Source organism: Pseudomonas sp. S04 (assembly GCF_009834545.1).
GTDB lineage: Bacteria > Pseudomonadota > Gammaproteobacteria > Pseudomonadales > Pseudomonadaceae > Aquipseudomonas.
In genome coordinates this window covers 3,453,180-3,475,780 of record NZ_CP019427.1, presented here as the reverse complement: position 1 = coordinate 3,475,780, position 22,601 = coordinate 3,453,180, and the positions used below count along the sequence as shown (strand labels likewise).

Genomic DNA, 22,601 nt, shown 5'->3' with positions numbered 1-22,601 from the left:
GAGTAGTTCGTGGATCAGCGATTGATTGCGTCTGCTCAAGGAATTCTAGCCGTCGCCCCGGGTGATCGGGCATGATCAGGCGATTCGAACCAGATTGCACTGACCTATGCCCGTAGACCTGCAAGCGCTCTATCCCAAACTGATCCATCTGATGCTGGACACGGTGTTTGTCGTCGACCGGGATAACCAGATTGCGTTTGTCAGCGATGCCTGCGAGACGCTGCTGGGTTACCGCGCCGATGAGCTGATCGGCACCCCGATCACCGACTATATGCACCCTGACGACCTGGCGGCCACCCGGGCTTCGATTGTCCGGGTCATGAATGGCCGGCCCCATGTCGATTTCCGCAACCGCTATCTGCGCAAGGATGGCGCTATCGTCCACATCCTGTGGGCGGCGTTCTGGTCCGAGGAGGTGGGCGCGCGGATCGGCGTCGCTCGAGACGTGACGGCCCTGTGGCAGGCCGAGGAGGAGTTACGGTTCCTCGCCCATCATGATCCGCTGACCCAACTGACTAATCGTTCGCTGTTCAATGATCGGCTGGACTCAGCGCTGCACGCCGCCCACCGGCACCAGAGCACGCTGGCGTTGCTGTTTCTGGACATCAACGACTTCAAGCAGATCAACGATATCCATGGCCACGCCGCCGGCGATCGGGTGCTCTGTGCGATCGCTCGCCGACTGCAAGCGTGCGTCCGCGAGACCGACACGGTGGCGCGGATGGGCGGTGATGAGTTCACGGTGCTGTTGACCGATATCCAGTCGCCGGACGCGGTGGCGCACAAGGTGGAGCAGATTCTCGCGGCCATGGCTGAGCCGCTGGGTGCCGAGTTTGGTGCGATCAGCACGCCGTCGTGCAGCATCGGCGTGGCCTGCTATCCCGCCGACGGCCAAGATGCCGATACGCTGCTCAGCCATGCGGATGGTGAGATGTACCGGGTCAAGAGGTACAGGTCTGCAACGGCGAGATCCTGACTACCGCTAGCCACCTCAAACCAGCAAATCGACGGTCTGCAACATACGTCGATACGGCGAGTGGGCGTGGCCCATCTCGAAGTGGATGGTTTCGATCAGGCATTCCAGGAACCGCTCCGCCGCTGGCCGCAGGGGTTGTCCGCTGCGGCTGATGGCACCGACCGATGCGCTGCCCACCGGCTCGCGCAAGGGCAGGGCGCACAGGCCTTCGCGTTGTGCGCAGAGCTCCACCAGCGGCCAGGGAAAGACGCTGAGCATATCGGTTTCGCGCAGCAGGCTGAGGATGATCGACAGCGAATGGGCGAAGTGCACATGGCCCTGGGTGGAGATCGTGCCGTCTTGCTGCGACGCCATGATCCAGTCGGCCGCCGCCAGGTCCTCCATGCGCCGGCTGTCCGCCAGCGGGTGTTCCCGGCGGGCCACCACCGCACAGTCGGCGGTGAACAGCGGCAGGTAGGTCAGGTCGGTGCTGGAGAAACGCGTGTCCAGGCGCCCGATGAACAGGTCGACACTGGCATCGCGCAGCAGCGGGCAGGCCACCGATGACAGCCCCTCATACAGTTCCAGTTGCACCTGCGGGAACAACTGGCGAAAGCGCACCACCGCCTTGGGCATCAGCGTCATCGCCAGCCAGGGGGTCACCGCCACCGACAAACGTCCCACCAGTTCGCCGTTGTTGTCGGCCAGCACCTGGCGTGCGTTGAGCATCTGCGCCACCAGCAGGCGGGCCTGGATCAACAGCTTCTTGCCCAGTTCGGTAAACACGATCCCCGAGGTGTTGCGGATCAGCAACTGGGTCGCGGTGTCGGCTTCAAGCTTCTGGATCGCCTTGGTCACCGCGGCCGGCGAGGTGTCCAGGCGCTTGGCGGCGCCACGGATGCTGCCCGCGTCGGCCACGGCCACCAGTGCATTGAGTTGATAGAACTTCATGGTGTCACCGCTGTTAACCCTGGGTTGCCCTGTTGACTTTCGATTGCCTGTCGGCGCCGGCTCCCTGCCTCTAAGCTCGGACCCATAGCGCCCAAGCCCTGCACCTGTGCCAGGGAGCAACAGGACCTGGCAGAAAACGCCTTGGCACTGTGCGCAATCCCGGCCTGACGTTCAACAAGGAAATTGCTGACCATGACCCAGTCCCTGCCGCTGTTGCAAGAAATCGAACAGGAGATGCGCGCGCTGCGCCATCAGATCCACGCCAACCCCGAACTCGGCTACCAGGAAGTCGAGACCAGCGCCCTGGTCGCCGAGCGCCTACGCCAGTGGGGATATCAGGTGACGCGCGGGCTGGCGGAGACCGGGGTGATCGGCACCCTGAAAAAAGGTACCAGCAAACGGGTGATCGGCATCCGCGCCGACATGGACGCGCTGCCGATCCTGGAGAAGACCGGCCTGCCGTATGCCAGCCGGATCCCGGGGAAGATGCACGCCTGTGGGCACGACGGGCACACAGTGATGCTGTTGGCGGCGGCCTATGCCCTGGCCCATGACCACCCGTTCGATGGCACCGTGCATTTGATTTTCCAGCCGGCCGAGGAGGGCTTGGCGGGTGCCCGGCGGATGATTCAGGAGGGGGTGCTGGAACAGTTCCCCTGTGACGCGGTGTTCGCGGCGCACAACATGCCCGGCTACCCGGTGGGCAAATTGGGTTTTCGCGCCGGACCGTTCATGGCCTCCGCCGACCAGGTCACGGTGACCATCCACGGCGTGGGTGGCCACGGCGCGATGCCCCATCTGACCGTGGACCCGGTGGTGGTCTGCGCGAGCATCATCATGGCCTTGCAGACCATCGTCTCGCGCAATGTCTCGCCCCAGGACATGAGCGTGATCACCGTCGGCTCGATCAACGCCGGCAAGGCCTCCAACGTGATCCCCGACAGCGCACAGATGCTGATTTCGGTGCGGGCGCTGAACAACACCGTCCGCGACCGCCTCGAAAGCCAGATCAAGCAACTGATCCACGCCCAGGCCCAGGCATTCGGCGCGACCGCCGATATCCACTACAGTGCCGACTACCCGCTGCTGGTCAATGATCCCCAGATGACCCGCTTCGCCAGCCAGGTAGCCACCGACTGGCTGGGTGAGGCCGAGGTCCTGAACGACATAGTGCCCTTCAACGGCAGCGAGGATTTCGCCTACTTCCTGCAGCAGGTCCCTGGCTGTTACCTGATCATCGGCAACGGCGACGGGGAAAAAAGCTGCATGGCCCACGACCCGCGCTACGACTTCAACGACGACATCCTGCTTCGGGGTGCCGGTTTCTGGGTCAAGCTGACCGAGGCCTTTTTACCGCTCAACCCTTGAGAATGACGACCTGCCCAACCGTGAAAACCAATAAAAGACGAGGTCTACATGCAACTCTTGAAACTTCGCTACCGCGCCCTGTTGCTCGGCGTACTGTTCGCGCCGCTGGCCCAGGCCCAACCGGTGATCAAATTTGGCGTCGACCCGAGTTACCCTCCGTTCGAACAAAAGCAGCCGGATGGCTCGCTGAGCGGTTTTGATATCGACCTGGGCAACGCCCTGTGTGCCGAATTGCAAGTCAAGTGCATCTGGGTCGAGCAGAATTTCGACGGCATGGTCCCGGCCTTGAAGGCACGCAAGTTCGACGCCATCCTGTCGGCCTTCAGCGCCACCGCCGCGCGCCGCCAGCAGGTGGACTTCAGCGACAAGATCTACACCGCACCGTCGTCGCTGGTGGCCAGGAAAGACAGCGGGCTGCTGCCCACCGCCGCCTCCCTCAAGGGCAAGTCCGTGGGGGTGGTGCAAGGCACCCTGCATGAAGCCTTCGCCCGCGCGCAGTGGGGCAACCAGGGCGTCAACATCCATACCTACCAGACCCAGGACCAGGTGTTTTCCGACCTGATCAACGGGCGCCTGGATGCCACCTTCCAGGCTTCGGTGCAGGCCGATGCCGGGCTGCTGCAAAAACCCCAAGGCCAGGACTTTGCCTTTGCCGGCGAGCCGATCACCGACAAAAGCATCATTGGCGACGGCGTGGCCATCGGCATCCGCAAGAACGAACCCGAGCTCAAGCAGCAACTGAACACCGCCCTGGCCAGCATCCGCCAGTCCGGCGAATACGAGCAGATCGCCAAGAAGTACTTCAACTTCGACATTTACGGTGAGTGAGGCCAACGTCATGAACGAAATGACCCGATTTGCCGATGCCGGCTTTACCTGCCCCATCAGCGCAGAGGCGGTGCAGGCCTACCAGAGCCAGGGCGCCGTGTGCATCCGCAACGCTTTTACCCCAGAACAAATCAGCCAGTTGACCGCGGGCATCGAGGCCAACCTGGCCGCTCCCAGCCCACGGGCCAAGGTCGCCAGCAGTGCCAGCGACCCGGGCTGGTTCTTCGAGGACTTCTGCAACTGGCAGGAAAACCGCGACTACCGCGACTTCATCTTCAACTCGGCGCTGGGGCCGATCGCCGGAGCCTTGCTCGGCAGCCAGCAGGTGCGCTTGCACCATGACCACTTGCTGGTCAAGGAGCCCAACACCCGCCAACGTACCCCCTGGCACCAGGACCAGCCGTACTACAACATCAGCGGTTCGGACACCGTGAGCTTCTGGATTCCGGTCGACCCGGTGCCCAGGGCCGCGACCCTGGAATTCATCGGCGGCTCGCACAAGGGCCCGTGGCTGATGCCGCGCTCGTTCATGGACAGCCAGGCCAAATGGTTTGCCGAGGGCACCCTGGGCGAATTGCCCGACATCGAGAATCACCGCGAGGATTTCCCGATCCTCGGCTGGGAGCTGGCGCCTGGGGACATGGTGTGCTTCAACATGCTGACCCTGCATGCGTCCTCAGGGGTGGGCGGAAAAAATCGGCGGCGGGCGTTTTCGGTGCGGGTGATCGGTGATGACGTGCGCCATGCCCCGCGACCCTGGGCGACGTCCCCGGATTTTCCGGGGCTGCGCGAGGCACTGGCCGCCGATGTGCCGATGGAGCACGAACTGTTTCCGCCCCTTTGGCAGCGCCAGCTGCAGCGATAAGGCAATTTGCTGGCCCCTGAGCATTCGATGTGTCGTCAAAATCGCCGGAATTTCAGGTGGTTAAACGGAATATTTAATGCGAAATCTACTCAGCGCGCTGATCCCGGTTGCCCTGGTCAGCGTCGTGGCGTCTGCACAGGCCAAGGAGTTGCCGGCCAACGACCGGTATGTCTGCAGTTGGGGCGCCGGTACTGCGGCCAGGGCCCAGGAGCTCAAGCTGTCGGGGGTTTCCCTGTATGCCGCACGGCAGAAGATCCAGACCTACAAGTTCAACAAGTCGTGGATGCGCATGATGGCCCTGGGTATTACCGAGCAGACCTACGACAGCCCGTCGCGCTTCAAGCCGGCGGCGGTGCGCGAGAGCTTCTACAAGGATTGCCTGCGCTATAAGGTGGCGCGCAAGTAGCGCCAGGGGCGGGCAGCGTCATGGCGCTGTCCGCCCATCATCCTTAAGTGTCCGAAGTGGTCTCGCGGCCGTGGGCGGCAGCGGCCAGTTGTCCGGTGTCGACCCGCACGAACACCGAATCGCCGACGGCGGTGAGCACCTCGCCGGCATACACCTCGCAGATCACCCGGCTCTTGCGCCCGACTTCACCTTCGACCCGCGCGCGCAAGGTCAGCGGCACGCCCATGGGGGTGGGCTTGATGAACTTGATGCCCAGGTTGCCGGTGACGCAGTTGATGCGCGGCAGGCTGCCGGGTTCGCGCTGTTCGGCGCGGTAGTGGTAGGCCATCACTGCCCAGTTGGAATGGCAGTCCACCAGCATGGCAATCAGCCCGCCATAGACCAGGTCCGGCCAGCCGCAATACTTGGCATCGGGCAGGTGCTCGGCCACCACGTGCACACCATCCTCATGCCAGCGGCTCTTGATGTGCAAGCCATGGGGGTTGCGGCTGCCGCAGCCATAACAAACGCCCTCGGGGGCGGCGGTGTCTTGCAGGGAGGTGTCGAGCACGGGCATTCCTGGGTCCATCCTGAAGAGAAAAACCAAGCCTAGCGGATTTCCTCCTGAAGCAGAACCGGGGGCGAACTCAAGCCGCGGTAATCGCTGAATGTGCAAAAAGGACATGGTGAAGTGACAAGGTATTAATTAGAATCACTCTCATTTGACATATCCTTCGCGCAGGGCCTCTTGACATGATTGACGCAGCGACGCCTCCGGAGCATGCCCTCCACGCCTTGTACCGTGACCATCGCAGCTGGCTCGAGTGCTGGTTGCGGCGGCGCATGGGCAATGCCTGGGATGCCGCGGACCTGAGTCAGGATACCTTCCTGCGGGTACTGTCCAGCTCGCAGCAGATTGCCGAGATGCGCGAGCCCCGTGCCTACCTGCTGACGGTGGGTAAGCGCCTGCTGAGCAACTTCTACACCCGGCGCCACCTGGAGCAGGCCTACCTGGATGCCCTGGCCCGATTGCCGGAGGACAGCGTGCCTTCGCCGGAGCAACGCTGGCTGCTACTGGAAACCCTGCAGGCCCTCGACGAATTGCTCGATGGCCTGCCGGTGCTGGTGCGCCGGGCATTTCTCTGGAGTCAGCTCGACGGCCTCGGCTATCGCGAGATCGCCGAACGCCTGCAAGTCAGTGAACGTACGGTCAAGCGCTACATGGCCCATGCCTACGAACATTGCCTGCTGGTGGAACTGTGAGTCGTGCCGCGCCTTCCAGCGAAGCCCGCGAAGTGGCGCGCGCGGCGGCCCAGTGGCTGGCGCTGATGGAATCGGGCAGTGCCAGTGAAGACGATCATCAGCGCCTGCAGCAGTGGCGCAACAGCCATGGCAGCCACGAGAGCGCCTGGCAGCGAGCGCAGGCGTTGCGCCAACGCTTTTGCGACTTGCCGTCGGCGCTGGCGCTGGCCACCCTGGACCGCCCGGATGCGGGTCGACGGGCCGTGCTCAAGCGTGCCCTGGGGGTGGCGGTGCTGGTTCCCAGCGCCTGGTTGCTGAGCCGGCAGTTGCCGCTGGACGTGTGGCGCGCCGACCTGCACACCGGCACCGGGGAACAGCGGCGGCTGCCCCTGGCGGATGGCAGCTCGCTGCAGTTGAACAGCGCCAGCGCGGTCAACCTCGACCTGGGGACCCGCCACTTGAGCCTGGTACGCGGCGAGGTGGCGCTCAAGGTTCCTGGCCCGGCGCCCCTGACCTTGCAAGCGCCCTATGGGCAGATCAACGTCAGCCGCAGCGAAGTGTGCGTGCGCCTCAATGACGGCCATTGCCAGGTCTCGGTGGTCAGCGGTGCGGTGCAGTTGCAGCCCTTGCATGGGCCGCTGCTGGTGCTCAATGCCGGGCAGCGGGTCGACCTGCAAGCTTCGGGCGCTGGCCCGGTGAGCGCCTTCGACCCCTCCGTGGCGGATTGGCGCAGCGGGGTGCTGACGGCGCAGGACCAGCCATTGGGGGATTTTCTGCGGGAACTGAGCCGCTACCGTCCCGGGCTGCTGCGCTGGGAGCCGGCCCTGGAAAAGCTGCGGGTGACCGGCAGCTTCCGCCTCGACAACACCGACCGGGTACTGGCCTTGCTGGCAGCCAGCCTGGCGCTGGAAGTGCATACGCGCACCCGCTATTGGGTGACCCTGGTTCCCCGTGACCAGTTGGGCTGAACCACTGTAGGAGCGAGTGCCCGCTTGCGGCTTGCTCGCGAAAACCTCAAGGGCGACACGGACATCCAGGCAGTGTGCGTCATCGTTGATGACCATCGCGAGCAGGCTCGCTCCCACAGGTTTGGCGGCTGCCTGCCGGATCTGTGGGTTTGCGCAACCACTGTAGGAGCGAGCTTGCTCGCGAAAACCTCAAGGGCGACACGTGCATCCAGGCAGTGTGCGTCATCGTTGACGACCATCGCGAGCAGGCTCGCTCCCACAGGTTTGGCGGCTGCCTGCCGGATCTGTGGGTTCGCGCAACCACTGTAGGAGCGAGTGCCCGCTTGCGGCTTGCTCGCGAAAACCTCAAGGGCGACACGGACATCCAGGCAGTGTGCGTCATCGTTGACGACCATCGCGAGCAAGCTCGCTCCCACAGGTTTGGCGGCTGGCTGCGGGATCTGTGGGCCCCCGTGGTGGGTGTGCGCAGTGGCAGGGCGATTTATTTATTTTTTCCAGAATTTCCTGCAAGCCTGTCCCTTTTCTGCGTCTCGCCGGTCATTCCTGGCAAGTGAACAAAAACCAGAGACTCTTCCAATGCCCGCAGTGCCAAGCCGTATGCGTCCTTTGTTGCACCTGAGCCTCATGCTGAGCCTGAACGCCAGTCCGTTATTGATCGCCAGCAGTTGGGCCGAAGACGCCGCCCGGCGCAGCTATCAGGTGCCGGCCGGAAGCCTGGGTGCCACCTTGACCCGGTTTGCCGGGCAGGCCGGGGTCAACCTTGCGGTGGATCCGGCGTTGGTCGGCGGGCGCACCAGCCAGGGGTTGTCCGGCGAATTCGCGGTGCAAGAGGGCTTTGCCCGATTGCTCCAGGGTTCCGGTCTGCAATTGCAGGCAGTGGGTGAGCAGGCTTATATCCTGGTGCCGGCGCCGGACGCCGGCAGCCTGCAATTGCCGGCCACCGCGATTGTGGGCGCCACGGCGGAGCAGGGCGTGGTGCCCTATGCCGGTGGCCAGGTCAATCGTGCCGGCTCCCAGGGCATGCTCGGTGACCAGGACTTCATGGACAGCCCGTTCAGCGTCACCTCCTACACCCAGCAGGCGATCAAGAACCAGCAAGCCCGGACCCTCGGCGACGTGGTGGCCGCCGACCCGTCGGTGCGCACCACCAACCCGGCCAGCGGGCGTTTCGAGCAGTTCACCATCCGTGGGTTCAGCCTGTTCAACAGTGACGTGGCTTACGGTGGCCTGTACGGCATCCTCCCGACCTACGCCATCGACATGGAAATCGCCGAGCGCGTCGACATCCTCAAGGGCCCGAGCGCGGTGCTCTCTGGCATTGCCCCGCGTGGCAGTATCGGCGGCGGCATCAACATCGTGCCCAAGCGCGCCACGGATGCACCGGTTACCGAGATCACGGCTAACTATGCCTCTGCCGGACAGTTCGGCGGTGCCCTGGACATTGGCCGGCGCTTTGGCGAGGACCAGCGTTTTGGTGTGCGCTTCAACGGTGTACAGCAGTCCGGCGACACCGAGTGGGACCACCAGGCCATCGAGCGGGAAACCGGGGTGCTGGGCCTCGACCTGCGCGAAGAGCGGGTCCGCCTGTCGTTGGACATCGGACACCAGCAGCGGCGCGCCGACGCCCCTCAGGAGCGGGTCGAACTGGCACCCGGGGCCAAGGTGCCGAAGGCCGAAGACATCGACCGCAACTTCGCCCAACCCTGGACCTATGCGCAATCGAAGGACTCCTTCGGTGCGCTGCGTGGCGAGTTTGATGTCAGCGACTCACTGATGCTCTACGCCGCTTATGGCGCGCGCAAAGGCAACTACGATTTCCTGCGCCATGGCGTGCAGAACACCCAGGACAACGGCAACTTCACCCTGGTACCGCGCACCTTCCGCCGCGATGAAGACGTGCAGACCGCCACCCTCGGTGCCCGCCAATGGTTCAGCACCGGCACGGTCAACCACACCCTGAACCTGAGCCTGAACCGCTTCGACATGGACTTCGACAACGCCGGTGAGCGCTACCTGCGCAGCATCGGCAATATCTACCAGCCGGTGGAGGTGGCCTATCCGGGCCAGCCCAATCGCATCGATACCAGCACCCACACCGAAGACCGCTTCACCAGTGTGGCCCTGGCCGACACCCTGGGACTGTTCGAGGACCGCCTGCTGCTGACCCTTGGCGCGCGCCTGCAACGGGTCAAGGTCACCTCCTGGAGCAATGGCGTGCGCGATGAGCCGGTGAATGACGAGACCGACACTTCACCGGCCCTGGGCGTGGTGTTCAAGGCCAGCGATCGGCTGTCGGTGTTTGCCAACTACGTTGAAGGCCTGACCCAGGGCGAAACTGCGCCGAGCACGGCGAACAATGCCGATACGGTCTTCGCGCCGTACCGCAGCAAGCAGGGCGAGGTCGGCATCAAGTACGACCATGGCACCTTCGGCCTGACCAGCAGCCTGTTCCGCATCGAGCAGCCGGCCTACCAGTACGATGACCAGAACAACTTCAAGCCCAACGGCCAGTTGGTCAACCAGGGGCTGGAGTTCAACGTTTTCGGTGAACCGCTGCACGGTGTGCGCCTGCTGGGTGGGGTAATGCTGCTCGACAGCAAGCAGAGCGATACCACCGATGGCCAGTACGACGGTAATCGTGGCACCGGCGCACCGCAGGTCAACGCCAACCTCGGTGCGGAATGGGACATTCCTGCGGTACAGGGTCTGACCCTCACCGCACGGGCCATCCACACCAGTTCCCAGTACCTGGACCCGGCCAACGACCAAGAGATCGATGCCTGGCAACGCTACGACCTGGGCGGCCGTTATGCCTTCAAGGTTGGCGACAGCCCAGTGACGCTGCGCGCCGCCGTGGAAAACGTCCTCGACAAGACCTACTGGGCCTCGGCCGCCACCTCGTCCGACAGTGCGGCGGGCCTGACCCTGTCGACCCCGCGCACCTGGCTGCTGTCGGCCACGGTGGGGTTCTGAGGCCGGCGTCTATTGGATCAACCGTGCCCCTGGATCCCGGCCGTGCCGGGCGTTGGCGCGGACTTCACTGGCGGTGCAGGCGAAATGCTGGCGGAAGCTGCGGGTGAACTGCGCCTGGTCGTTGAAGCCCCAGCGCATCGCCAGGGCGCCGATCGACAAGTAGCAGTTGGGATCGAGCAGGCCACGGTGCACGGCCTCGAGCCGGCGCCGGCGAATCCACTCGCCCAGGCTGTAGGGGGTGCTGCTGAAGAGTTTGTGCAGGTAGCGCACCGACACCCCGCAGGCCTCGGCGATCAGCTGCGGGTTGAGGTCGGGGTTGCCCAGCTGTTGTTCAACGTAGCGTTCGATGCGTTGCAGGTGCAGGGCGGCGAGGTTCGAGCTCTCGCTGCTGAGCACGCGCTCATCGTCGCGCAGGGCCATCAGCAGGGTCGAGAGGGCCTGTTCCAGCAACATGTGGCGCGCGCTGGGAGCGCACTCGTCAAAGCGCGCGGCGCACATGGCCAACTGATCGACGAAGATCCGCCCCAGGGCTCGCCGGGCGTCGAAACAAAAGCGTGTATAGCGTTCGGCGCCGCGCAGCTGGCCGTGCAGCGCTTGTTCCGGCAGCTTGAACACCCACAGGTCGTTGTCGCTGGCGTAGTGAAAGCGATAGGGCGCGTCACCGCGCTCGAAAATGAACCCGCCGGGCTGGCAATGCAGGGCGCGGCCGTCCTGCTCGAAATGCACTTCACTGCGCCGGGGCACGGTCACCAGGTAGCAGGCTTGCTGGTCTTCGCTGACCTGGGCCTTGCTGCGCGAATAGCCGAGCTGACTGGAGCGCAGGCGCGACAGGGTCAGGGGGGTGCTGGCGGTTTCCCAGATCTGCAGGTTGCCGCTGAAACGGTCGCTGGCGGCAAATTCCAGCGACAACGGGAAGTAGGCACTGCCGATCGCTTGCGCCCAGCGGGGCTGGCGTTCGCTGTCGGACCAGTGGCGGGTGGAGACGGTGTGTGCCATGGCTGCCCTCGTGTTGTTGTTTTTCTGAGGGCGGCGCCGCCGGTCAAGGACTGGCGGCGCCGCTGGGAGGCCATCATTTGCCAATGTCTACAGGGGGTCAACCGCCACGCGTCAGCCGGTAGGTGGCAGACGGCGCGAGCGTCGCGCGCCAGCCTGGCGGTACCACGATGTTGGTGGTCGCTTCCTCGATCACGCAGGGACCCTCGACCGTCTGCCCGGACTGCAGGTGCTCGCCGTTGTACACCGGGGTCTGCTGCCAGGCCGCCTGGGCATCGAACAGCATCGAGCGGTGGCTGCTGGCCTGGGCCGGGGCGTCGCTGGTGGCTGGCGGCAACTCGGGCATGGGTGGGCGTTGTAGGCGCGCGATCACCGAGCACTCAAGGTTGACCAGTTCGATCGGGCTCTGCGGTTCGCTGTAGGAGAACAGTGCCTTGTGCCGGGTGTGGAAGGCCTCGCGCAAGGTCGCCAGGGCGCTTGGTTCGAGTTGGTCGCAGGACAGTTCGACGCTGCATTCGTGGATCTGGCCCAGGTAGCGGATTTCCAGGTGGTACTGGCACTCGACGTTGTTGCCGGCGCCGAAGCCGTCTTCACGCAGGTTATCCATGCCCCGCTCGCGCAGCGCGCACAGCGTCCGGTTGAGCAGGGGCAGGTCGACCCGGTCGTCGTCCAGGCGCATGGGTAGGGTGGTCAACTGGTCGTAGCGGATGTCCGAGAGAATCTGCCCGTAGGCACACAGCCCCGAGGCAACTTTGGGGATCAGCACCACGTTGCTGCCGATCTCCTCGGCCAGGCGCATGACGTGCATGCCCGCTGCGCCTCCGGCGCCGATCAGGGCGAAATCCCGGGGGTCGTAGCCGCGTTCCACCGAGACCCGGCGGATGCCGCTGACCATGTTCAGGTTGACCAGGGTGATGATGCCAGTGGCCGCCCGCTCCACGCTGATGCCCAAGGGCTCGGCGATCTTGCTGCGGATCGCCTCGATCGCCGCCTGGCGGTTCAAGCGAATGCTGCCGCCAAGCAATGCGCCATCGGCCAGGTAACCGAGGGCCAGGTTGGCGTCGGTGACCGTTGGCTCGACGCCGCCCTTGCCGTAGCACACCGGCCCAGGATTGGCCCCGGCGCTGCGTGGGCCGACCTGGAGCATGCCGAAGTCGTCGAGGAAGGCAATCGAGCCGCCACCGGCGCCGAGGGTTTCGACCTGGATCATCGGCACGCCGATGCGGTAGCGCAGGAAGTCGGTGTCCTTGCTGAAGTTGGTACGCCCGGCCTTGCTCAGGGTGATGTCGAACGAGGTGCCACCCATGTCGACGGTGATCACGTTGTCGATGCCGAACGGTTGGGCCACGCACAGGCCGGCCTGGGGCGCGGAGGCAGGGCCGGAGTTGATGGCGTTGACCGCGCGCTCGCGCATCACGAGGCCGGGGGCCAGGCCACCGTTGGACTGGAAGTAGCGAGTCGGCTGGCGTGCTCCCAGTTCCTCGAACAGCGCGTCGATGCGCTCGATGTAGCGGCCCATCACCGGGCTCAGGTAGGCGTTGACCACGGTGGTGGAGGTGCGGGTGTATTCGCGGATCTGCGGGAACACTTCATTGCCGGTGCAGACGAACACGTCCGGCAGCGCCGCGCGTACCAGTTCGGCGGCGCGTTGTTCGTGGCTGGGATTGCGCACCGACCAGACGAAGGAGATTGCCACCGCCTTGACCTGTTCTTGGCGAAAGTACTCGATGGCCGCGTGGATCGCCTGCTCATCCAGCGGCGTATGCTCGCGGCCATCGCTGATGATCCGGCCGCTGATCGGCCGGCGCAGGTGGCGCGGCACCAGCATGTAGGCGGGCGGGTAGCTGGCGTCGTAGCGGTGCCCGTCCTCCTTGTGGCCGAGGCGGATTTCCAGGCTGTCCTCATGCCCTTCGGTGCACAGCAGGCCGACCTTGACCCCGGTCTTTTCGATCAGGGCGTTGAGGGCCACGGTGGTGCCGTTGATGCACAGGTCACAGTCGGCAATGATCTGGGCCGGGGTGCGGCCGATGGCATCGGCGATCTGCGCCAGGCCGTTACGGATTGCCAGCGTGCCGTCCTGGGGTGTGGAGGGCGCTTTGAACAACTGCACGTTGCCCTGGCGATCGGCGAGGATGAAGTCGGTGAAGGTGCCGCCGGCGTCGATGCCCAGGCGATATTGTGGTTGGCTCATGGTGTCGGATTCCAGATGGCTCAAGGGGCTGGCGTGATCAGTGCGCGGTGCGCAGGGCATGGGTCGCGGCGTCGTCGACCTGGCCGTTGCCGTCGATGGCCACGCCGTACTCGCGACGCGCGCCTTCAAGCGACACCAGGCCGTTGCGCACGTCCTCCAGCACACTGCTCACAGGTCGGCGCAACGGGTTGCCGTAGCCGCCACCGCCGGGGTTGATGTTGATCACCCGTTCGCCGGGCTGGGCCGTCAGTTGTGCGTTGTAGGTGAAGTGGTCTTCTGCGTCATCGACCTTGCGGTGGATCAGCCGCCCCAGTTTCGGTTCCAGCAGGACGTTGCTGGCACCCGCCGCACCCGCCGTGGGCAGTTGCCGGCCTTCACCGAAGCCGACCACCGTCATCGCGTGGTCCAGCGGTTCGATTTCGATACGGGTGCCTGAGCCACCACGAAATTCACCGGCGCCACCGCTGTCGGTCATCATGCTGTAGCGGTGGATCAGGATCGGGTAGGAGTACTCGAGCAACTCGATGTCACCGGACATCAGCGCGCCGAAGCAGCACAGCGGCCCGCACGCCGGCCAGCCGTCCATGGCCTGGTTGGCACCCGCGCCGGAGATGATCGAGGCGAGGACCATGGTCACGTATTCGGCGTTGCCGTTGCGGGGGTCGTGGCCAGCAATGTTGATCCCGCTGGCGTGGCCCCAGGACGCTGTGACTCGCTCTGGCGCGGCTTGCTCCAGGGCCTGGCGTACCGCATCGGCGAGGGTTTCCATCGGCGTGGTGGTGCTGTTGACGTGGGGCGCCGGTTCGGAGGCGTTGCACAGGGTGCCGGGTGGCCCGAGGTCGACCGACACGCAGCGGTACAGGCCTTCGTTGTAGGGCGGCGGTACCTGGGCAAACATCATCAGCCCCAGGTACACCCCCGACACCGAGTTGCCGGCATAGGAGTTGATGAAGTACGGCACCTGCGGCGGGCTTTCGATCAGCACGTGGGCCTCGTCGCCGCGAATCTCCACCCGCGCGGTGATCGCCAGTTCGCCCAGGCCGTGGCCGGAGTCTTCCAGTACCGCGGTGCCGCTGTAGAAACCGTCGGGGACTTCACGCAGCAGCGCGCGCATGTGCCGGTCGGCCATGTCCTTGAGCTCGGCGATACAGGCCCGCACCTGCTCCACGCCATAGCGCTCGAGCAGTTGCAGCAGGTGCCGCTCGCCGACGGTGCAGGCGCCGTATTGGGCGTTGAGGTCACCTTCCTGATAGGCCCGGGCGCGCATGTTGGTCAGCAGCAGGTTGATCACGTCCTCGCGGCGCTTGCCCTGGGACCAGAGCTTGACCGGCGGAATGCGCAGGCCTTCGGCGTAGATCTCCTTGGCGTCGGGGTTGTAGCCGGCGGGTACGGGGCCGCCGATGTCGGTCAGGTGGCCTTTGCACACGGCCCAGAACACCAGTTCGCCTTGGTAGAACACCGGTTTGTACATGCAGCAGTCGAGGATGTGGCTGCCTTTGTAGGCCGGGTCGTTGTGGTAAATCACATCGCCTTCGAGGATGTCGTCGCCGAAGAAGCCGGCGACGCATTTCATGGCCGGGATGAGGGAGCCGAGGTGGATGGGGATGTCCTGGCCTTGCAGGATCATTTCCGGAAGGTGATCGAACAGGGCATTGGAATAGTCGTGAGCGAGGTTGAACACGCTCGAGCGACCGGTTTTTTCCAGGGTCAGGGTCATTTCCCGCTGCGCAGTCTCGAGCGCGCCGCGCACCACCGCCAGGGTGATCGGATCTACTGTACTCATGGGTCACCAGGGGTCTTGTTGTTATTGAGGTTGGAGCGCATATCGCGTCGTTCGCCCACGCCACCAAGCTACGCCGACGCGCGGGTGGCTGGCTTGTCAGCCAGTGCACTGGGATTTGACGGGGAGGGTACTGGCAACAACGGTGGCGCCTGACACTCCGCCATCGCGAGCAGGCTTTGTGGGTGTATGCGCAATCTGCGAGCAGCCGAAATCACTGTAGGAGCGAGCTTGCTCGCGATCAGGCCGGTACAGCCAACCTATATGGCGCCTGACACACCGCCATCGCGGGCAAGCCCGCTCCCACAGGTTTTGTGGGTGTATGCGGGATCTGCGTGCAGCCGAAATCACTGTAGGAGCGGGCTTGCCCGCGATCAGGCCGGTACAGCCAACCTATATGGCGCCTGACACACCGCCATCGCGGGCAAGCCCGCTCCCACAGGTTTTGTGGGTGAATGCGCAATCTGCGTGCAGCCGAAATCACTGTAGGACCGGGCTTGCCCGCGATCAGGCCGGTACAGCCAACCTATATGGCGCCTGACACACCGCCATCGCGGGCAAGCCCGCTCCCACAGGTTTTGTGGGTGTATGCGGGATCTGCGTGCAGCCGAAATCACTGTAGGAGCGGGCTTGCCCGCGATCAGGCCAGCACAGGCGACATCTATGGCGCCTGACACACCGCCATCGCGGGCAAGCCCGCTCCCACAGGTTTTGTGGGTGTATGCGCAATCTGCGAGCAGCCGAAATCACTGTAGGAGCGGGCTTGCCCGCGATCAGGCCAGCACAGGCGACATCTATGGCGCCTGACACACCGCCATCGCGGGCAAGCCCGCTCCCACAGGTTTTGTGGGTGTATGCGGGATCTGCGTGCAGCCGAAATCACTGTAGGAGCGGGCTTGCCCGCGATCAGGCCGGTACGGCCAACCTATATGGCGCCTGACACACCGCCATCGCGGGCAAGCCCGCTCCCACAGGTTTTGTGGGTGTATGCGCAATCTGCGAGCAGCCGAAATCACTGTAGGAGCGAGCTTGCTCGCGATCAGGCCGGTACAGCCAACCTATATGGCGCCTGACACACCGCCATCGCGGGCAAGCCCGCTCCCACAGGTTTTGTGGGTGTATGCGGGATCTGCGTGCAGCCGAAATCACTGTAGGAGCGGGCTTGCCCGCGATCAGGCCGGTACGGCCAACCTATATGGCGCCTGACACACCGCCATCGCGGGCAAGCCCGCTCCCACAGGTTTTGTGGGTGTATGCGCAATCTGCGGGCAGTTGAAATCACTGTAGGAGCGAGCTTGCTCGCGATCAGGCCGGTACAGCCAACCTATATGGCGCCTGACACTCCGCCATCGCGGGCAAGCCCGCTCCCACAGGTTTGGTGGGTGTATGCGCAATCTGCGTGCAGCCGAAATCACCGTAGGAGCGAGCCTGCTCGCGATGCTCGTCAACGATGACGCAGCGCGTCAAACGAACGGCTGGCCGCTGAATCCCCGTGGCAGGCGTTGGCGGCCGGGCAGGTCGCTCAGGCGTTGCAGCCAGGCGGCGCGCCAGTCGAGGGCGGCATGGGCCACCTTGGCCTTGCGGGCGGCGCGGCGGGCGGCGTTGCGCGCTTCTCTGCGGGCGTCCTTGAATGCATCGGTGTTGCGGCAGCTGCGGCATTTGACCCGGGCGAACTCGGTGGTGGAAACCAGGTTCTTGCCGTGATGACCGCAGGCAAGGTGCCCGGCGGTCTTGTAGTGAGTCACCATGGGTGGCCCTCCTTCGTGTGACATATCCCCATACAGTTAGTGACAGCGCGCAGCTACCCGGGTTCTGTTCCCTATGGGCCCGCAACCAATTTCTCGGTGGGTGAGTGGTTGGGTGTTTTTCTTCAATACAGGCGTTGGCCGGGCTTTTACCTTGCACCCAGGGATGTTCCCCAGTTGCTGGAGAAAAGTGCAATGAGTCTGATTATGTCCATGGCCGCGTTTGCGCTGGCTGCGTCTATCACGCCGGGGCCGGTGAATATCGTGGCCTTGAGTTCGGGTGCGCAGTATGGCTTTCGTGCCAGTCAGCGGCATGTGCTGGGTGCCACTTTGGGCTTTGTGCTGTTGCTGGTGTTGATGGGGTTGGGGCTGCATGAGCTGCTCAAACTCTGGCCGGGGTTAACCCGGGTGGTGCAACTGGCCGGGGTGGCATTCCTGTTGTTCATGGCCTGCAAGCTTGCCACCGATGACGGACGCCTGGGCACCGCCGATGCCGCACAGGCGCCAACCCTGTTCTACGGCGCCTTGATGCAATGGCTCAACCCCAAGGCGTGGCTGGCCTGTGTCGCGGGGATGGGGGCGTTTGTCGCGGACGGCGATACGCGACTGGTCTGGCAGTTTGCCGCGGTGTACCTGGTGGTGTGCTATCTGTCGGTGGCCTGTTGGGCCTATGCCGGGACGTTCCTGCGCCAGTACTTGAGCAACGCTGGAGGCCTGCGCCTGTTCAATCGGGTGATGGCGTTGCTGTTGGCGGTGAGTGCCGGCTACCTGCTGTTGCCCTGAGGGTCAGCCGCGATACTGCCCGGGTGTCGCGGCCAGGTGCTGTTTGAACGCCCGCTGGAAATGCGCCTGGTCGGCAAACCCGGCGTCCAGCGCCACGTCGGCGATCAGCCTACCCTGGCGCAATTGCTGGCGGGCGAACTGGATGCGGCGGTTGACCAGGTACGCATGGGGCGTCATGCCGTACTGCTGCTTGAACGCGCGGATCAGGTACGAGGCCGAAAGCTCGGCGGCCGCGCAGATGTCATCGAGCTTGAGCGCCTGGGTGCAGTGTTCGCGGATGTATTCGGCAGCCCGTTCGAGCTTGCTGTTGGGCTCATCGAGCATGACCTGGGCCGGGTTGAGACGGATCTGCACCTCGGTGAAAAACGCCACCGTGGCGCTGTGCTTCTGCAGGGTGGAGGCCTGGGCATCGAGCAACAGTTCATACAGCTGGGTAAGGCCATCGAACAGCGCGTGGTCGGCGGTATGGGCGCAGGCGAACCGACGAAAATCCAGCTCGGCAGCAAAGCCCAACTGATGCTGCAGGTCAGTCAGCCAGGGCGTGTCGACATACAACATGAGGTACGACCAGGGTTGATCGTCGATGGGATTGCAGGCGTGCACGTCGCCAGGATTCATCAGGACCACGGTGCCGGTCGCCACTTGCCAGGACCCCTGTTCATGCACGTAGGTGCTGCGTCCGGCAGTGATTGCGCCGATCGAAAAGTGTTCGTGGGAATGGCGGGCGTAGCAGACTTCGCGGCCATTCGCGATGGCGCGGGCCTCGATGAAGGGCAGGGCCGCATCACGCCAGAAGCGCGGGGCTTTGTCGGCATCTTTGGTGATGGCGTGCTTCATCGGTCAACGTCCTTTGACAGTCCGGTGGGCCAGTGTAATGGCTCGCAACGGCAAAGGCTCGTGGTTGTGGGGGGATGACGATTGTCGGTAGTCAGGCGGGGGAAACCGCACGCTGCCCGGGGAGCGGGCAGCGTGCGGGTGTCACAGGTTTAGAAGTCCCACTTGGTGGTGAGCATCAGGTTGCGTGGCTCGCCGTAGTAGGTGGTGTCGAAGTTACCCAGGCCTGACAGGTACTTCTTGTCGAAGACGTTGTTGGCATTGGCGGTGAAGCTCAGGTGCTCGTTGAACTGGTAGCGGGTCATCAGGTCGACCAGGGAGTAGCCGCCTTGCTTGATCCGGGTGTAGTCACCCACGCTTGAGCTGTAGATGTTGCCGTAGAACGAGCTCTGCCAACTGACGCCGCCGCCGACGGTGACCTTGTCCAGTGCGCCCGGCAGACGGTAGGAGGTGAACGTGCGGAACACGTGCTCCGGCTTGGAGGTGGTCAGCGGATAACCAAAGATCCGTTGCTCATCCTGGTCACGGGTGCGGGCATAGGTGTAGCCGGCCATCAGGTTCCAGCCTTCTTGCAACTCACCGGCCAGCTCCAGCTCGATGCCCTGGGTGGTCGCGCCGTCGATGGCCTTGTAGATGCCTTCGTTGGTGACCGGGTTGGTGCCGATCGACTCGGCGACGTTGTCCTGTTCGATGCGGAACAGGGCCAGGCTGGCGTTCAGCGTGCCGTCCAGGTAGGCGGCCTTGATCCCGGTTTCGTAGCTGTCGCCTTCGACCGGTGCCAGGGTCTTGCCGTCGATGTCCTTGTAGGTCTGCGGTTGGTAGATCGAGGTGTAGCTGGCGTAGAGCGAGTAAGTATCGTTGAGGTCATACACGACCCCGGCGTAGGGGGTGACGACCCCGTGTTCCTTGTAGCTGGCGTGGGTGTCGTCAAGGCCCGCGCTTTGGGTGTAGGAATAGTCTTCGTTGTACTTGAAGGTGCTTACGCGACTGCCGAGGATGAACGACAGGTTATCGGTAGGACGCAGACGGGTAGCCAGGTACATGCCGTTCTGGCTTTGGGTGCGCTCGTACTTGCCGTTTTTCGGGAACTCCTGGTACGGCAGGTCGCCGTCCCAGTCATAAATGCTGCCCGGCACCTGGCTGAAGGCACTGGTGTCGAAGGTCGAGCCGGTCTGGCGCGAGTGCGAGGTCATCACGCCGGCCACCAGGTCGTGTTCACGCCCGCCCAGGGTAAACGGCCCCGAGACGTTGGCGTCGGCGGTGTTCTGCACGCGGTGACCTTCCCAACGACCCCAGTACAGGAACATGCCTTCACCGGTGGCACGGTCCGGGCTGCCGCCGCTGGCCGAGGCCAGGCGGGTGTCGTGGTCGGTGGTTTTCTGGTCGAGGCTGACCTTGAACGTCCAGTCGTTGGCCAGGGCCTGTTCCAGGGAGGTGAAGTAGGTGATGTCGTCGAAGTCGCGACGGCTCCAGTCGGCACCCGGGTTGAAGTGCCGTGGGAAGTCGGTGCGGCCGCCGTCGGCGAAGTAGGTCGGGTTACCGGTCCACGAGGTGCCACGCGGGGTCACGCTGGACTTGTCGATGCCGAAGGTCAGCAGGGTGTCGGGGGTCAGGTCGGCTTCGAGGATGCCGTAGAACAGGTCCTTTTTCTGGCTGTAGTGGTCCAGGTAGGAGTTCTTGTCCTGATAGGCGCCGACAAAGCGCCCGCGCACGCTACCGCTGTCGTTCAGCGGGCCGGAGATATCACCCTCGGTGCGGTAGGCGTCCCAGGAGCCGGCCGTGCCGCTGACCGAGGCCTTGAATTCCTTGGTCGGCTTCTTGCGGACCAGGTTGACGGTGGCGGAGGGGTCGCCGGAGCCGGTCATCAGGCCGGTTGCGCCCTTGACCACTTCGATGCGGTCCAGGGTGGCGGCGTCGACGTTGGTCGCCGCTTCACCGTAGACGCCGTCGTAGGGACGGTTGATGCCATCGTACTGGTAGTTGGTGATGGCAAAGCCGCGGGAGGAAAACTCCATGCGGTCGCTGTCGTAGGCCTGTTGGCTGATGCCTGGGGTATTGCGCAACACATCGCCGACGCTCTGGGCGCCACGGTCGTCCATTTGCTGGCGGGTGATCACGGTCACCGATTGCGGGGTTTCGCGCAGCGACAGCGGCAGTCCGGTGGCGGTGGCGGTCGAGCCGGTGGTGTAGGAGTGCGTATCTTCGGTGGTCGCGCCCAGGCCCTGGCCGGAGATGGTGGTGGCGCCCAGTTCCAGGGTGCCGTCACCCTTGGGGGCTGCTTGCAGGATGTAGCCGCCATTGTCCAGGGCCTGGGCCTGCAGGCCACTGCCTTGCAGCAAGCGCTGCAGGGCTTCGGTTGCGCTGAAGTTACCTTTGAGGCCCGGGCTGCGCTTGCCGCTGGCCAGGTCGTTGTGCCCGGCGAGGAACACCCCACTTTGCTCGGCGTAGCTGTTCAGGGCCGCGACCAGCGAGCCACTGGCGATGCTGTATTGGCGCTTGCTGCTGGACTGTTCGCTGGCGGCGGTTTCAGCGGCATGGGCGACTGCCGGGGCAAGGCTCAGCAGAGCGGCCGGCAGGGCCAGCGCCAGGGGGCGCAAGGCAAATCGAAAACGGGCAGCGACGTGGTGCGGCATGGGGGTCCCTTTGGATCGAGTCGATCGGCAATTGAAGTACTTGTGCAGGGTTATCCGAACGAAAAACGCAAAAGGGAACCGCGAATCAAAATAATTCGTAATTGATTGATCTTTAGCTTCTGGCGTTGACGTTGACCCACCACGGCATGGGCTTTTCCACCGCGATTGGCAGCGCGGCGGCCAGCAGGCGCAGGGCCTGGTCGGTGTCCTTGAGCGGGAAGGAGCCCATCACCGGCATCTGCGCGACGGCCGGGTCGCAGGCCAGATGGCCGTGGCGGTAGCGGCTCAGTTCTTCGAGCAACTGGCCCAGGGGCAGGTTGTCCGCCAGCAGCACGCCACGGCGCCAGGCTTCGCGTGCGGGGGAGACCGGGTGTTGAGGCTCGAAGCGATCCTGGCTGAAGGCCATTTGTCGGCCAGCGGGCACCACCTGCACCTGGGCGTTGGCCAGGCGCACCTGGACCGCACCTTCGAACACGCTGAGCAAGGTCCGATCCTGGCCCTGGCCCTGGCGCACACTGAAGCGTGTACCCAGGGCGTGTAGCAGGCCTTGGTCGGTGTGCACACGCAACGGCCTGAGGGCGTCCTTGGCGGTGTCGATCAGGATTTCGCCGAGTCGCAGGTTGAGCAGCCGCTGGTGGCTGTCGAAGCGTACATCCAGCGCGCTCAAGGCGTTGAGCCAGACCTGGCTGCCATCGCTGAGCCGGGTTTCGCGTATTTCACCGGTGCCGGTGGAGAGGTCGGCGGTCCAGCGCTCCAGGGTGGCGGGCAGCGAGGTCTGGCGCCAGGCACCGAAGCCCAGCAGGCTGCCCGAGGTCAGGATCAACAACGACTTGAGGGTCTGGCGCCGCGTGACGCTGGTGCGTCCGGAACCGCGCAAGACCTTGCTCGCCGCTTGGGTATCGGTGTCGCCCTGCAGTGGCGCAAAGCGCTCGCCGACCCGCTGCACATACCGCCAGGCATCCTGATGCTCGCCGCTCTGGGCCAGCCAGGCTTGCCAGCGCAGGCGCTCCTGCTCGCCGACCTGTTGGTCGTTGAGTTGCACGTACCAATGGGCCGCTTGTTGCAGGCTGGCGTGACTGAGTTTGTTCAAGGCAGGGGTGGGCAAGG

19 protein-coding genes are annotated in these 22,601 nt (G+C 64.4%); 10 read left to right on the top strand and 9 right to left on the bottom strand.

What is annotated here, in order from left to right:
- Positions 1-106: 106 nt before the first annotated feature.
- The gene (locus PspS04_RS15260) at positions 107-976 is read left to right on the top strand and encodes a sensor domain-containing diguanylate cyclase (protein ID WP_159996293.1); all 870 of its coding nucleotides are present in this window, start codon (positions 107-109) and stop codon (positions 974-976) included.
- Between the two features lie 15 nt (positions 977-991).
- Here the strand turns inward: PspS04_RS15260 and PspS04_RS15255 are convergent, their stop codons facing one another.
- Positions 992-1,906, bottom strand: coding sequence for a LysR family transcriptional regulator (locus tag PspS04_RS15255; RefSeq protein ID WP_095168690.1), 915 nt, complete (start codon positions 1,904-1,906; stop codon positions 992-994).
- A gap of 192 nt (positions 1,907-2,098) precedes the next feature.
- Here PspS04_RS15255 and PspS04_RS15250 point away from each other — a divergent pair, with 192 nt between their 5' ends.
- The 4 genes from PspS04_RS15250 to PspS04_RS15235 all read left to right on the top strand — a co-directional run bounded on the left by PspS04_RS15250 (position 2,099) and on the right by PspS04_RS15235 (position 5,373).
- A complete protein-coding gene (locus tag PspS04_RS15250) occupies positions 2,099-3,274 on the top strand; it encodes a M20 aminoacylase family protein (RefSeq protein WP_159996291.1) in 1,176 nt (391 codons plus the stop codon).
- A gap of 48 nt (positions 3,275-3,322) precedes the next feature.
- Positions 3,323-4,102 (top strand): ABC transporter substrate-binding protein, encoded by a 780-nt coding sequence (locus PspS04_RS15245; protein WP_159996289.1) that lies wholly within the window; start codon positions 3,323-3,325, stop codon positions 4,100-4,102.
- Positions 4,103-4,112: 10 nt separating this feature from the next.
- Entirely contained in the window at positions 4,113-4,967 is an 855-nt protein-coding gene (locus tag PspS04_RS15240) for a phytanoyl-CoA dioxygenase family protein (protein WP_159996287.1), read from the top strand.
- 76 nt (positions 4,968-5,043) lie between these two features.
- Positions 5,044-5,373, top strand: coding sequence for a hypothetical protein (locus PspS04_RS15235; RefSeq protein ID WP_095168694.1), 330 nt, complete (start codon positions 5,044-5,046; stop codon positions 5,371-5,373).
- A gap of 43 nt (positions 5,374-5,416) precedes the next feature.
- Here PspS04_RS15235 and PspS04_RS15230 read toward each other — a convergent pair whose 3' ends face one another.
- Complete coding sequence (locus tag PspS04_RS15230; RefSeq protein ID WP_159996285.1) at positions 5,417-5,929, bottom strand: PaaI family thioesterase; 513 nt, start codon at positions 5,927-5,929, stop codon at positions 5,417-5,419.
- Positions 5,930-6,105: 176 nt separating this feature from the next.
- On the opposite strand from PspS04_RS15230, the gene PspS04_RS15225 reads away from it, so the two are divergent.
- The 4 genes from PspS04_RS15225 (at position 6,106) to PspS04_RS15210 (ending at position 10,535) form a co-directional block, all read left to right on the top strand.
- Positions 6,106-6,615, top strand: a complete 510-nt coding sequence (locus PspS04_RS15225) for a sigma-70 family RNA polymerase sigma factor (RefSeq protein ID WP_095168696.1) — start codon at positions 6,106-6,108, stop codon at positions 6,613-6,615.
- Positions 6,612-7,562 (top strand): FecR domain-containing protein, encoded by a 951-nt coding sequence (locus PspS04_RS15220; protein WP_159996283.1) that lies wholly within the window; start codon positions 6,612-6,614, stop codon positions 7,560-7,562. Before PspS04_RS15225 ends, PspS04_RS15220 begins: the two co-directional genes overlap by 4 nt.
- A gap of 149 nt (positions 7,563-7,711) precedes the next feature.
- A complete protein-coding gene (locus PspS04_RS15215) occupies positions 7,712-8,116 on the top strand; it encodes a hypothetical protein (protein WP_159996281.1) in 405 nt (134 codons plus the stop codon).
- Positions 8,117-8,159: 43 nt separating this feature from the next.
- A complete protein-coding gene (locus PspS04_RS15210) occupies positions 8,160-10,535 on the top strand; it encodes a TonB-dependent siderophore receptor (RefSeq protein ID WP_442966554.1) in 2,376 nt (791 codons plus the stop codon).
- 9 nt (positions 10,536-10,544) lie between these two features.
- On the opposite strand, the gene PspS04_RS15205 is transcribed toward PspS04_RS15210, so the two are convergent.
- The 4 genes from PspS04_RS15205 to PspS04_RS15190 form a co-directional block, all read right to left on the bottom strand.
- On the bottom strand, positions 10,545-11,531 hold the full coding sequence (locus PspS04_RS15205; protein WP_159996277.1) for a helix-turn-helix domain-containing protein: 987 nt from the start codon (positions 11,529-11,531) through the stop codon (positions 10,545-10,547).
- 97 nt (positions 11,532-11,628) lie between these two features.
- On the bottom strand, positions 11,629-13,719 hold the full coding sequence (gene capA / locus PspS04_RS15200) for a caprolactamase subunit alpha (protein ID WP_159996275.1): 2,091 nt from the start codon (positions 13,717-13,719) through the stop codon (positions 11,629-11,631).
- A gap of 37 nt (positions 13,720-13,756) precedes the next feature.
- Complete coding sequence (capB, locus tag PspS04_RS15195; protein ID WP_159996273.1) at positions 13,757-15,502, bottom strand: caprolactamase subunit beta; 1,746 nt, start codon at positions 15,500-15,502, stop codon at positions 13,757-13,759.
- A gap of 1,460 nt (positions 15,503-16,962) precedes the next feature.
- Positions 16,963-17,247: a hypothetical protein gene (locus tag PspS04_RS15190; protein WP_159996271.1), complete on the bottom strand. Its 285-nt coding sequence runs from the start codon at positions 17,245-17,247 to the stop codon at positions 16,963-16,965.
- Between the two features lie 192 nt (positions 17,248-17,439).
- On the opposite strand from PspS04_RS15190, the gene PspS04_RS15185 reads away from it, so the two are divergent.
- Complete coding sequence (locus tag PspS04_RS15185) at positions 17,440-18,027, top strand: LysE family translocator (RefSeq protein ID WP_159996269.1); 588 nt, start codon at positions 17,440-17,442, stop codon at positions 18,025-18,027.
- Positions 18,028-18,030: 3 nt separating this feature from the next.
- Here the strand turns inward: PspS04_RS15185 and PspS04_RS15180 are convergent, their stop codons facing one another.
- The 3 genes from PspS04_RS15180 to PspS04_RS15170 all read right to left on the bottom strand — a co-directional run bounded on the left by PspS04_RS15180 (position 18,031) and on the right by PspS04_RS15170 (position 22,599).
- A complete protein-coding gene (locus PspS04_RS15180) occupies positions 18,031-18,864 on the bottom strand; it encodes an AraC family transcriptional regulator (RefSeq protein WP_159996267.1) in 834 nt (277 codons plus the stop codon).
- 149 nt (positions 18,865-19,013) lie between these two features.
- On the bottom strand, positions 19,014-21,494 hold the full coding sequence (locus tag PspS04_RS15175; protein ID WP_178112609.1) for a TonB-dependent siderophore receptor: 2,481 nt from the start codon (positions 21,492-21,494) through the stop codon (positions 19,014-19,016).
- 112 nt (positions 21,495-21,606) lie between these two features.
- Complete coding sequence (locus tag PspS04_RS15170) at positions 21,607-22,599, bottom strand: FecR domain-containing protein (RefSeq protein WP_159996265.1); 993 nt, start codon at positions 22,597-22,599, stop codon at positions 21,607-21,609.
- Positions 22,600-22,601: the final 2 nt, after the last annotated feature.

Coding starts and splice junctions, on each gene's coding strand:
- PspS04_RS15260 (WP_159996293.1), top strand. CDS start 107: ATGCCCGTAGACCTGCAAGCGCTCTATCCCAAACTGATCCATCTGATG.
- PspS04_RS15255 (WP_095168690.1), bottom strand. CDS start 1,906: ATGAAGTTCTATCAACTCAATGCACTGGTGGCCGTGGCCGACGCGGGC.
- PspS04_RS15250 (WP_159996291.1), top strand. CDS start 2,099: ATGACCCAGTCCCTGCCGCTGTTGCAAGAAATCGAACAGGAGATGCGC.
- PspS04_RS15245 (WP_159996289.1), top strand. CDS start 3,323: ATGCAACTCTTGAAACTTCGCTACCGCGCCCTGTTGCTCGGCGTACTG.
- PspS04_RS15240 (WP_159996287.1), top strand. CDS start 4,113: ATGAACGAAATGACCCGATTTGCCGATGCCGGCTTTACCTGCCCCATC.
- PspS04_RS15235 (WP_095168694.1), top strand. CDS start 5,044: ATGCGAAATCTACTCAGCGCGCTGATCCCGGTTGCCCTGGTCAGCGTC.
- PspS04_RS15230 (WP_159996285.1), bottom strand. CDS start 5,929: ATGCCCGTGCTCGACACCTCCCTGCAAGACACCGCCGCCCCCGAGGGC.
- PspS04_RS15225 (WP_095168696.1), top strand. CDS start 6,106: ATGATTGACGCAGCGACGCCTCCGGAGCATGCCCTCCACGCCTTGTAC.
- PspS04_RS15210 (WP_442966554.1), top strand. CDS start 8,160: ATGCGTCCTTTGTTGCACCTGAGCCTCATGCTGAGCCTGAACGCCAGT.
- PspS04_RS15205 (WP_159996277.1), bottom strand. CDS start 11,531: ATGGCACACACCGTCTCCACCCGCCACTGGTCCGACAGCGAACGCCAG.
- capA (WP_159996275.1), bottom strand. CDS start 13,719: ATGAGCCAACCACAATATCGCCTGGGCATCGACGCCGGCGGCACCTTC.
- capB (WP_159996273.1), bottom strand. CDS start 15,502: ATGAGTACAGTAGATCCGATCACCCTGGCGGTGGTGCGCGGCGCGCTC.
- PspS04_RS15190 (WP_159996271.1), bottom strand. CDS start 17,247: ATGGTGACTCACTACAAGACCGCCGGGCACCTTGCCTGCGGTCATCAC.
- PspS04_RS15185 (WP_159996269.1), top strand. CDS start 17,440: ATGAGTCTGATTATGTCCATGGCCGCGTTTGCGCTGGCTGCGTCTATC.
- PspS04_RS15180 (WP_159996267.1), bottom strand. CDS start 18,864: ATGAAGCACGCCATCACCAAAGATGCCGACAAAGCCCCGCGCTTCTGG.
- PspS04_RS15175 (WP_178112609.1), bottom strand. CDS start 21,494: ATGCCGCACCACGTCGCTGCCCGTTTTCGATTTGCCTTGCGCCCCCTG.